General features: G+C 30.4%; 3 protein-coding genes. All 3 read right to left on the bottom strand.

What is annotated here, in order from left to right; all coding sequences use genetic code 11:
- Positions 1-3 precede the first annotated feature (3 nt).
- The 3 genes from SY27_RS05185 to SY27_RS18125 all read right to left on the bottom strand — a co-directional run bounded on the left by SY27_RS05185 (position 4) and on the right by SY27_RS18125 (position 12,576).
- Positions 4-7,938 (bottom strand): hypothetical protein, encoded by a 7,935-nt coding sequence (locus tag SY27_RS05185; RefSeq protein WP_045967858.1) that lies wholly within the window; start codon positions 7,936-7,938, stop codon positions 4-6.
- A gap of 214 nt (positions 7,939-8,152) precedes the next feature.
- Positions 8,153-9,004 (bottom strand): hypothetical protein, encoded by an 852-nt coding sequence (locus tag SY27_RS05180; protein ID WP_045967856.1) that lies wholly within the window; start codon positions 9,002-9,004, stop codon positions 8,153-8,155.
- Positions 9,001-12,576, bottom strand: a complete 3,576-nt coding sequence (locus SY27_RS18125; protein WP_052705152.1) for a hypothetical protein — start codon at positions 12,574-12,576, stop codon at positions 9,001-9,003. Before SY27_RS18125 ends, SY27_RS05180 begins: the two co-directional genes overlap by 4 nt.
- Positions 12,577-12,586: the final 10 nt, after the last annotated feature.

Raw genomic sequence — 12,586 nt, 5'->3', positions numbered from 1 at the left:
TTTCTAATTATTTAATAAATCTAAACTTAAAACAATTTCTGTTTTCACAGGATAATTTATCACTACATCTTCTCCTGGTAAAGAATCTTTGTAAATCTTATATTTGAAATTTAAACTAAAATTCTCTGTAATATTCTTATTTGAATTCATAATGATAGCTTGTGAATTATCTTTAGAAAACAATACAAAATAAGAACCATCGACTTCATTATTTATCAAAACTTGAATAGTATCAGCAATTACTTCTTTCCTGAATTTAGGGTTATTGAATGGTTCAGGATTTCGTACAATTAAAGCTATGATGTTATTTGTTGTAGTATCTTTTAAAATAGTTACTTCAGTTGAAATCGGTTCATCCCAAGGCTTCAATCCTAATATTCCTTCAAAAACTCTATCGTATGGATGCTGATAATCATTAGTTAATGTTTTAATTATCTCTGGTGTAAAACCAGTGATGGGCTCTTGGTTATTTTCATCACTTATCCAATTTTTAACGGTTAAGAAACTAGCATTAAGTTCGTCTTGTGAGAACTGTTTCTCAAATTTGAAAATAGCTTCACGCTGTACCAAATTACCGTCAAAATCTCGTTCTAAAAAGTAACTGTTTATCTGTTGTTCAAAGTCCTTGTATCTTGATGTTTTAAAGACAAATTTATGTACCTCTCGTATTTCTTCAATGTCTGCATTATTTTCAAAATCACCATCGTGATTGACATCAAATAAGTTATTTACAATAACAGAATATAATTTATTTGGTTTTAGATGCTTTGGAAATATAGTTACATATTCCGAAGCAGGTTTAATAATAGTAACCCCACCAATACAATTAGGTGCATTGTAAAGATTGAGATAATGATTGATGGCAAACGGAATTTGAGGATTTTCTTCTTGATTCCATTCTTCAACTGTTTGTGGAATATGAGTATGAACAGTATCATTCTCATCATAATCCAAATAAGGCGGATTAACAATACTGATATCCTCAACAGGGTCTTTAATCACTATTTTCAACCTGCCATCCATAATGTTTTGAGTTCCTGATGCGTTTTTATAAGACTCCCATTTATGGAAGAAGTGTGTTGCATAAGCTTTATTGAAGAACAAATAAATTTGTGTTGTTCCTCCAATTTCATCATTATAAAATAAGGGTTTTGCACTCAATAGATTACCATCAGCATTCGGATATGAACGGTTGTAATCAATATATTGGGTTAATGATGTTAAAGAATATTTGTCAGGATGAGCTATTACTTTTAGATTTCTAGGAGGATTGCTACCAGGTTCAATAATTATATTTCCATTTACGGCATTCTTTAGAAGCCCTGTAGTATCCTCAAGGATAAAGCCATTTGAATTTGCAAGATATAAACTTCCGTCTTCATTTAGTAAACCATTATTAGCTACAATAAAATAGCTGTTATCATCTTTCAATAATCGGTCACCGGATTTTAATTTTAAATCCCCATAAGTCGATTTTTCATCAGTATGAAAGTAACCAACCGGTCCTGCTGTTGTAAAGCCATAAGTATAAGAATATGGTTCTATGTGAGTTCCGTTATCAACATTGTCTTTTAACACAAAATGAATATAATAACTTGTGTCAGGTCGCCAAATTGGCTGAATAAATTGAGTGATTCCATCAATAGTTGCCTGTGCATCTTCTGCTATTGCTGCTTGAGAAGGAATATTGATGTTATATTCATAATCCTCTACAGATAACCAGCATACCTGATGAATAATTGTAAATTCTTTAGGCTTGCATTCACAAATGCAATTGCCTATTTCATTCAGATAATTAAGTATAGATTGTACAGCATTCCAAGCAAAAGTATAATTTGATATATCTTTTTTGTCTAAAAAGTCATTTACTAGTTTTATTTCGTTACTCAACTGTTCTTGTAAATTATAAGCTATATCAAAGTTTCTAATTAGGCTGAGTATTTCTACATAGCACAAGGAAACGGTTTCAAAACTATCTTGAGAAATTAAAGATGGATCTAACAAGCAATTTTCATTGATTTCTGAAATTTGTTGATAAAGTTCACAAACTTTTGTGTCTTCTTCACCACATCCATCACCTTTACAATATATTTTTATTTCGGAGCTAAATAGTTCTGATTCAAGAGGTAGAGAGTTTAATTTCAGTTCAAAATTTTCCTGTCTTACAGGTGTTCTCTTAATTGTTACATCACTTCTAAAAGCATTTGGAATAGTAAGAATATTTGTCAAACAACTATGCAGGTTTCTATCTGTATGAACAACTAGTGAACCTTCACTTTGATTATAACAATTAAAACTGAATTTATTATTTTCTCTGTTGAATGTGAAATTTCTTATTCCGTTTGAGCCACTGTTCAGATAAATTTCTTTGCTCCAGATTACTTCAAAATCAAAATTCATTAAATGTAACACACCATTATAATCGTCATTTTGAAGCATATAAAATCCTCCTTCACATATCTGAATACAGGAATTATGATTTTTGGTACTAGGCAGATGGTGCGAAGTATAACTGCCTTCTCCATCAATTAGTAAAACAAAAATTCCATCTTGTTTGTTGTCATAACCTGATAATAAATATTTACCATTATCAGTAACTTTTATGTCATGAATCGTTGTATAGCTTTTATCAATTTTTAAAGTTTCTATAATCTTTAATTCATTATCTAGTTTTATTATTGTTCCTACAGAATCATCATAGCCTCCTTCAATATATCTTCCTACAACAACAATTCCATCATAATCCTTACAAACGGAATTAACTATGAATTCTTCACCTTCAATTACAAACAATGTTCCCTTAACAAATTCACAAGAAGAATCTATAATAGCTACAAGAGGTTCTTTGTTGGTATCGATTTGATTTCTGTCTGAAACAGTTAAATAAAACTGAAATTTATTAACAACCGGTGCAATGTGTATAAAGACGTCTTGGTCTTTCCAGTCGATATATTTTATCCATAGGACTTTACCATCTTCAGGGTTGAAACTTAATAGGTAATGGTTGTTTCCTGTAGTGGCATACACAATATACTGAAATTCTTTTTCTTCAGGCTTGCCAGTTTCTCGCTCAATCTGAATGATGCGTTTAAAAATTAGTTTTTCTTTATCACTTGGCAACATATATTTTCTTTCCCAAGCCAATGTGCCATCTGGGTTGATTTTACTGATTAATCCATTTTTTTCAGTTGTACCTATTGCATAAATGAAATTTGAATTTTTCTCTGTAAATTCTTTTGAATAGTAGTAGTTTAACTTATCTTTTTTGTGATATCTGTTGATGAATGACGAAGAATTACCTTCATCGCTAGTACCACAAATTAGTTGATGTAAATCTTCTTCAAGCAGAGTTGTTGAAAGAATTTCTCCATCAATAATGCCTAAAGAAATCAGATTATTATCATTTTTGATTGTGGCAATTTGTTCATTCAGTATAGCTATTTGCTGGCTGATAGTACTATCAAAAATCGGTTCTATAACAATTTTTGTTATAGGTCTCCAGTCAGCATGAACAATATTCCAATCATCCTCAAACTGAGGTAAATTTGTGTAATTATATTTTATATCTTTTTCTAAGTCTTCTCCAAAAATGATTATTTCATGAGGTTCATTAATATTGGAAGCTGCTGGATTCGGATTACCATACACTACATTAAATAAGACATCATTTTCTGGACTCTGGATGATGGAATAAAATTTTACTTTTACACCTCCTGAAAAATTGCTTACTCTTAACCTTGTCATTGCAGTAGGTTGTGGCAATAAAATTTCCATACTATTCCAATTATCAAAAGCCAATGACTTTGTAATATTAAATGCATTAGGCTCATCTGTAATAAAGGCATAATCGACTTCATTAGGAGTAATCAATTGGAAAGAAACATTGTTAGAGAAAAACGGAGTATTTGGATTTCCGCAATAATAACGAGCATTTAATGGTTTTAATAAAAAGTTGGTACACTTAATTTTTTTAAGCTCAGCCTGACAAAACAAAGTAGAAGCATTTATTCCATATTGTTCTGGAACATACCAACCTGGCTGTCCTTGTTCAGTATAAGAAAATGGTGTTGTCGCTAATATTCTTACCGCATTATACTGACCGTCTGTTTTTTGGAAATGACCAACTTTCAGATTGCTTACGGAAGAATCGTTTGGATAAAGAGCTTCGTATGGGTGATAATCTTCCCATATTTCTTTAGTTGTATTCCAAAATTTTATTTCAATATGGTCGATTGTATATTGATGTCTTACCTGTCGAATACTTCTACCTCTAATGGAACTAACTGGCGGAATCAAATCCACATACTGACTAGGTGCGTTATTAATACCGCCAATAAGTTTTCTGACAGAATTGTTAGGATCTTGTGAGTTACCAGGCAACAATCCTTTTTGCGTTTTAATGTCAATATAAGTGTCCAATGGAATTATATAATTCAATATATCTTCATCAGGTTCTCCAGTCGGTCGAGAAGTCAGATAGCCGAGTGAAAACGATTCATTAGACAACATGTTGATTCCCTGAACTAATTCTTCTAATATAGCTCTTTCAGCTTCAGACAATGAAGAAGGGTTTTTAATTTCAACTATTAAAGGATTAACAGGTGTTCGGTCAATATTTTTATTGAAATTCCAAACCACTTCCAAATTACCACTGAATTTAAATAAGGTAATACGTTTTCCAAATATTTTAATACCTACTTTAACTTTAAAGTAGAATTTTCCATAAATAAGGAATGGTTTTGGAGCTTCAACACCAAATAAAATACCTACATCTAAGCTAAGCGTGACAAATAATACTTTTACAGTAGCACTAACTCCTGCCATTAAATAGGAGCCCATCTGAGGTCTTTCAAAACTAATTTTTCCTCCTACTTCTACAAAGGCATGAGCTTTAACTTTAATAACGCCGTAATTTCTGTCGAAATTAAAATCGCCTCGTGCACCAGCTTCAATACCCTTGGCCGATAACATTACATAACTCTTGATAGTGAGTAGGGTAATAATTCTAGCGGTTACAGGGTTTGTATTTGTACCGATATTTACATACCAAGGACGTTGATTTTTAAAGAAGAATCCCGCCTGAATATCAGCATAGATCGTTAATATTTTTCCATTGCCTGGTAGCTTATAATCAGCACCAAATCCAAATTCAAGGGAATCGTCGCCTATTGCAACAAAAGCAAAGAATGGTGGATCTTTGGTGTCATCCAGTCCAAGTCGAGCAGAAAGTATATTTGCTCTTCCGTCAATCATAAATAAGGATGGAATAGAAAACAAAGCCATTGCTTTTATACTGAAAGTATATCCATCATCAGCAGAAGTACCCAAAGTAGCTCCAGCACCTAAGGAAATAAGAGTGTTGTAATTGACACTTCTGTCTGGTCCACTAAACTTATTTACATTAATACCAAGTTTTGGAGCTTTGTAATATTCATACCAAGTATTTTCTGAGGTCAAACCTATAGCTTGTTTCTCTGCAACATAACGATAACCCAATAATCCTCTGAATCCATAAATTGCAAAAGATCCCAAAGGTATTGGAACAGGTGGTTCTAATTCACAATCTATAATAAATGCTGGATATTTTGGCATTAACTTAATGTCCGCTTTACCGGCTAATTTAACCGATGGAATTTGTAAAGTAATTCCGCCTGCATATTCTTTAGAAACCCCTGGTTCTGGAATGGTTACCCAACCATTTATCTGTGCCAAAGAACCTGAATTAGCAGGTAGTGTAAGATCTAAATAAAGCGTCTTAATTTGTAAGTATGGTTTCGGTTTATCATGTCCATCTACATCATCCACACAATAATAATACTTAACTCCATCTCCTCTTACTTCAATTCCAAGAGGGTCAATGCTCACACCACCATCAAAACCAAAATAGTTGAACTTACGCATTATGCCGTTCACCTCTTTTTGATGGGAACCGTAGTGAATGGCGGAAACTGTAATATTTACTGGACCTAATGGTAAAACCATAGGTTCAATTAATTGTATTGAACCTCCTTTGAATTCAATAGAACCATCACTATAAATACGAAGTCTTTCTATTTCCATAGGACCTAGTTTTAAGGTTTCTTTTAAAAACCCTTCAAATTGTAAGGTCCCGGATGTACCAATATAAAAATCATCATCATCTTTTCCTAACTCTACACTCTTCAAGTTATAGGTAAAAACATCAGGAAATTCAATCGGGTAGGGTGGAGCTGCTGATGCAGTTAGATTAAAATCGCCATCGTCACTTAAATGACCATCTATGTTTATTCGAACGGTTTGACCAGCATTAGGAGTTCCTTGTGGATAAACAAATTTTTTAATTTCTAATGCTCCTTTAATATTAGAAGATATAACCTTATTTTGTTTAAAAGTGATGTCAAATTGGTTGAATCCAACTCTAAATCCTTTGTCTGCAGAACCTATTTTTTTCCATAAAGTTGGTACTGGATCTACAGAACCATTAACAGATAAACTATTCAAATAAATTTGATAACCTATTATTGTATCAAATGTTTTAGTCCCTCCTGTTAATGGTGGTAATTCAGTCAATATTATAGGGAATTTAATTGAGCATGGAGGATTCGAGTTATTAGGAAATAATTTTGTCTTAAGCTCATTAATATCAATAACAATTTTTTCTTCAATAGCATTTGTACTAATATTCTTTTCAAGAATAGTTATTGGAAAATGCAAATTAAATTTATCCTCAAAATAATAAGTAGTTCCTCCTGTAATAGTTGACGGAACTGTCTCTAACATAAATGTACCTGAAACTCCTCCTGTACCAATCAATAGGTCATACCCTCCTAACCTCAATGTAGTAGCTGGCGTTCCTTGCACAGTATCAACATTGAACCATCTTGCAGGTAATGTTACTGATAAAGCTCTTGCATAAACTCCTGTAAAATCATCAGGTCTTCCATCCGCATCTGCTTCCGGTATATTTGTTTTTTTGCTTAAATCAAGTTTCAGACTTTCTATCTGAATTAACATACCTGTTTTTCCAATTTCGCAATAAGTAGGATTCAAAGTACCTGCTAACTCTAACTGATAACCAATACCAGCTTTTGTATCTGCATATAATAAAGCTTGAGCAAAATCAAAATAAGCTTTATTACTTGGATTTGTATCTGGTTCTAAACCACCACCATTATCAATCCATGGGACTAATATATTTCTTGGAAATTCTATTGAAGCAGCTAATTCTAAAGTTACTCTTGCTTCTGGTTTTATTATATTAAGTAAATAATCTTCAATATCATAAGGAACTAAACCTTCAAAAAAGGTTTTAACTCTTTCCTTTGTTTCTTGTAAATCAGAATTTACAAGAATGTAAGTCAAAAAAACAGCTATAGACCCAAATTCACCTAATTGTTCTTTTAATGCTATACTTAATTCTTCAAGTTTACTCTCAGAAGTTGGATAAGGTATAGATGAAGTTAATACCTCACCAAGTTCATTGTTTATATCATCAACAAATTGATTAATTGGATTTGTAGAAGGATTAGTAACTGTAACAAATGTATTAATAGCATGAGCTAAAACTTGCTCTTCAGAAATATTAAAAACAATTAATCCCATTTCATAAAACTCTCTTGGAGTAAATGAAAAACTCTGTAAATCAAATGCCTTTAAATACGCAATTATAGGCCAATTATATTGTAGCGTAACAGGAAAAGAAGAAATTCCTTGATTATCAAAATCTCTATTTAAAACAAACTTTAAACCAAAAAATAAATCAATATCAAGTCGTTCTTTTGTAACTATACGTAAGCTATAAAAAGCAACTGAACCATCAATACTAACCGATGATTGAAAATCTTTATAGTGTATTTTACTAAATAGATTAGTTAATGTCGACTTTATAAAATCAACACTATCAGGAACAGCATCTAATGTTATTAGATTCTTTAAGGATGGATAATATTTATTTGACATAATAATTTAGTATCTAATTTTTATATTTCATCTTGGTTGTTTATTGTAAAATAAAAATCATTCTACATCTTTTGTTATTAATACACTAGTATTCAATTCTTAATCAACAGATTTATTTATATTCTGTTCTTAATTCATTTTTATGGAGTTTCAACTTGATAGCAAAACCGTGAGAACTATCGCTAATATATTTAAATATATATTTTTCATTTTTTTAATAAAAATTACTCAAAAAATCTTCAATCAATTTATTTTCATAATCCCGAAATAAATATTGTTTTAAAATATTCGGGTTGTTTTCATATAAAATTTCTCCTGTTTTGTCATTAATAATAATAGCTTTAAAACAATATTCAGTTTCCATTTTACAAATCCAATAAGCATCCTCTTCATTAAAACTTCTTTCTATTATTATGCTGTCATTATCTAAGTTTAAACTATAAAAGAAGTCTTTTAATATATTAAAAACATCTATAAAAGTTAGTTTAAATTTTTTATCAAAGTTTAATTCATTGATGAGTTTTCCTTTATTATTATAGATCTGCCACCTTCCTGCCTCAAATTCATCAAACAAAAAAGCTTTACTCAGTACTAATTTTTTTCCATTAACAGAATAATCAATTCTCGTTTCTGTAGAAAAATTGTATAATTTATTGTTATATTTTAGTGTATATTCATTGTTAACTGAAACTAACTTGTTTAGCTCATTATAATCGTAATAAACATTTTGATTAAAGTCAAATTTCGAGTTATAAATATCTGACCCAAATTGTTCACATATTTCATAATTCTCATATTTAGATGAGAAATGAGTATTAAACCATAAGCCTTCAATATTCTTTTTACCTATTCTATAAGTACAGTTTATTGAATCAATCTCAAATGATTTTTGTCTATATTCATAGATATTATGTAATATTTCATCTATAGAAGAACCTATAAGAATTTTGCTAGGAATTGAAGGGATTTCATTCTTATCAAAACTATCTAAATATAAAGGTGTTTTAGTTTGACTAAATATTTGGCCAAAAACAGATATAAGTAATATAACTATAAGTTTTTTCATTTTAATTTTTTTACATTTTTTCTAGCTATCAACCATTGCCAATGATAAGTTGATCTCGTTACAGGAGTATAATCCATTATGTTATCGGTTTGTAGACCTTGATAAACATATAATGAATTTTTAGATAACTTGCTGAAAGTATGAGGAATTCCTAAACTATGTAAAACTTCATGTGCAAGAGTAGTTTCATCATTTTGAGCAATTTGAAACATAACAACATCTGAACCAATGCCTGTTGCAAACCCTCCTAATTGATTAAATATTCCATTATTATTAAAATTTCCACCAATATTATTAATGAAGAAAACAACTCTTCTGCCTTTACTACCAAGAATTTGTTTTAAATATTTGTTTAGGGGAATGGAGTTTGGAACAGTAGCATTTACACCTATAATATTAATTATACCATTTATAGTATCATAATAAGAGGCTGGCAAATTTCCAATGTTAAGTGTGGTTGGATACCATTCCACATCAATATCTATAAGAGCCTGACGAAGATAATTTCTTAAGAAATGTATTTGATTACTTAATTGAGTCTGATTATAAGAAGCTACACCTGATGGTAATTGTAATGAAACAGGAACAAATAGTAGCTTTTCTTCTTTCTTTTCTCTTTCTTTATCGTCCGTAAAAAGATTCAATATTCCTGCTATTCTTTCAGTTGGATCATTGATTTTTCTCGAAACAACTGTTAATTCCTTTTTAAATGGAATTGCTCCACTATTAGTTTCTTTCAAAGTAATGTTTAAAGTAGTCTCATTGTAAGAATTTGTAACTAATTGATTTACATCAATGTTTAAAAAAACAGTTTTATTTGGACCAACATTACTATTAGCATTATTCTGATGGCTTGAGTTATTAGGGTCTAATGGGCAGCTTAATTTTAATAAGCTGGTATTATAATTTATTCTTAATGTTTGAGGTAATATATTTCCTGTTTTGATTCTCAATCTGACCGTGTAAATTTTGTTATTGTCTTTAACTAAACTTAACCATGACGAAAAGTATTCTATATCATTGTCCGAATTATCTATTCTCCAGTCAAGAGGAATAGCATTATATTCTCCGACTTTAAGATTATTGTACATTATATAGTCAGGTACAAATGTACCAGTAGTAGGGTCATTACTATCCGTCTGGGTAGGAATTGTTCCTAAAATATTTCTAAAAGGTGGAAAGTTTTGACCATTGTAATTTTCATTTAATTTACGCATCCAATCAAAACCATATTTTAAATACCATTCTTCATTATTAGGGTTCAGTATAGGATCTGTAATAGTAAAGGGTAAAAATTCTACAGCAATATTGGCAAATGTTTCTGAATGAGCAAATTGTGCAACGTAATTAGAGGTTGTAAAAAATTTACCATCAATTGAATACAAAAACACAGGATTAGTGGTATTAATATATGTAACTTGATCTCCATTTGAATTATCATAAGTAATACCCAATTGATATTTTTTATAATCATCATTGCTAACAACTGCAACTTCATCTAAATGAAAAAATGTATTAAATTTTAAATTATCAGGAGCACCTGAATTAATCGTATTAAACTCTATCTGAGTAAGTCCTATTTGTATAAAGTTACTAACATTATCACTATCATAGATAAGATTTCTAACAGCCAAAACGTCAACCGAAACTCCATCATCAAGTATACTTCCTCTCCATATCCTAATGTCACTATTGTTTTGATTTAACTTATTTTCATAGACGCTTTTTGCAAAAGTATTTTTATCATCAATTATATCGCATCCTGATACAAATGGATATCTTTTAATAAAATTAGGATCATCAGAATCTGTTGGATAAATTAAATACAATCTAGTTCTAGTATCAGTTGAAGGTGCTGTATCAGTTCCACTACCTTCAAAAACTACTTTCATTTCTCCCAAAATATTACTATTTGCAATATGGTACATTTTAGGTTTATTATAAATAAGCCATTGTACTTTATTCCCTTCTGCTGTTTCAAAGTCCTCAGGTTCATATATACCAGAAACATCTATTGGTCCAATTAAATCATTGTAGTATTTCGAATAATCAATGTTTCGAGAGTAAATAGCATACATAAAATTCGCGATTGGTAAACCAACTCCTGAATTTGGTTTATAAAAAGGACTCTTTAATATTGTTCTTGTATGATTTGCATCTTCTCCTACAGTGAATTCTTTGAACCTTTCAACATTAAATGTATTTCTGATATAAAAGCAATTATTAAAAAAAGGATCAGTCGTTGGCATTAAATAATTCAAAAAGAAATTTATTCTAGTAAAAGAATTATTTGCAGAATTTATACTATATGTAAAATAACTCGGATTATTAACATCATCCAAAATTTTAATAGGCCACCCGTTAGAAGCAAAATCCTCTGCTGGAGGATAACTGGTAACAGTCGATGTTAAATCCGGTGCAGGCTGAATAGGTCCACTTGGAGGCATAAATGGTGTCTCATTATAAAAATTATAGGATCTACCTCTTTTTCCAAGTATATATAAATAAATTTTATTTGAAGTGAAAAATTTACTTACAATATAATAATAAATATCGTCTTGGTAAAAAGCATAATTTTCATTGACACTACCTGTTCCAGGAATGTGAATATTAGTATTAACTTTACCGTGCTTCATTCCAAATTGAGTTATATGAGCTCCATAATAAGCAGCTGGATCAATAAAATGATATATATTCTCCCTGAATATTTTAGTACTTATACCAGCATAAACATTTGGTACAACAGGTATGTCACCTACTACAAATGGAGTATTTGTTCCTGACAAGTTCAAAATACATTCTTTAGCACATGCATATTTAAAATCAAGATCAAAACCTGTTTCACTTGTCTCTTGCTCATAGTCCCCAAAATCAACAACTATTTCAAAACCTAACTTAGTTGGTCCAAAAAAACCTAAAGAATCTCCCATACTTACTCTTGCTAAGTTGTAAGATTCACTTGAGTTCCCGTTAGCACTCTTAAAAAATGTTTTAATTATTTTTAAATCATTTGGATTAGAAGCATTATATCCAAGTTCACTTGCATTAAACTCTATCGGATCAGTTGAGTTAGTTAGATTATTATACTCTTTATATTCATTCCAAAGCCTATTAACAAAATCCAGATTTGTTGTAGGGTCATGATTTATTAATTTCAAATTATTGGTACCTCCAGCATTAGTAAAAATATTAGATTTTAATATTCCTCTATATACAAAAAACTTAATTTTAACACCTATATCCACAGGCTTTGAAGGCCTTAAAAATATATTAACTTTATCAGGATCATCTCCATGAGGTGCAAAAAATAAATGGCCATCAGTAGTAGCATATGCGGCTCTTTGAGTTGTAATATTAAATTGTGAAGTAATTCTAAATTTGGTAGTCTCATGACCTACTACAGGTCCAAATCCATCTTCTTCTATCTGATGAGGGAAATTGTCTAAATCTGCAAAAAAGAAAGATTCAGGTACAGGAGGAATATATCTCACTTTATCCAATGCAGTTAAAACCTCATTTTGAGCTGATTCTGTGTTTATATTAAAAGTATAATTGAATAAGTTATCTGACATGGTTTATTTT

This window comes from Flavobacterium sp. 316 (assembly GCF_000967805.1).
Classification (GTDB): Bacteria; Bacteroidota; Bacteroidia; order Flavobacteriales; family Flavobacteriaceae; genus Flavobacterium; species Flavobacterium sediminilitoris.
This window is presented reverse-complemented; position numbering and strand designations above follow the sequence as displayed.

Excerpts from the sequence above, each read along its gene's own strand:
- SY27_RS05185 (WP_045967858.1), bottom strand. The coding sequence starts at position 7,938 with ATGTCAAATAAATATTATCCATCCTTAAAGAATCTAATAACATTAGAT.
- SY27_RS05180 (WP_045967856.1), bottom strand. The coding sequence starts at position 9,004 with ATGAAAAAACTTATAGTTATATTACTTATATCTGTTTTTGGCCAAATA.
- SY27_RS18125 (WP_052705152.1), bottom strand. The coding sequence starts at position 12,576 with ATGTCAGATAACTTATTCAATTATACTTTTAATATAAACACAGAATCA.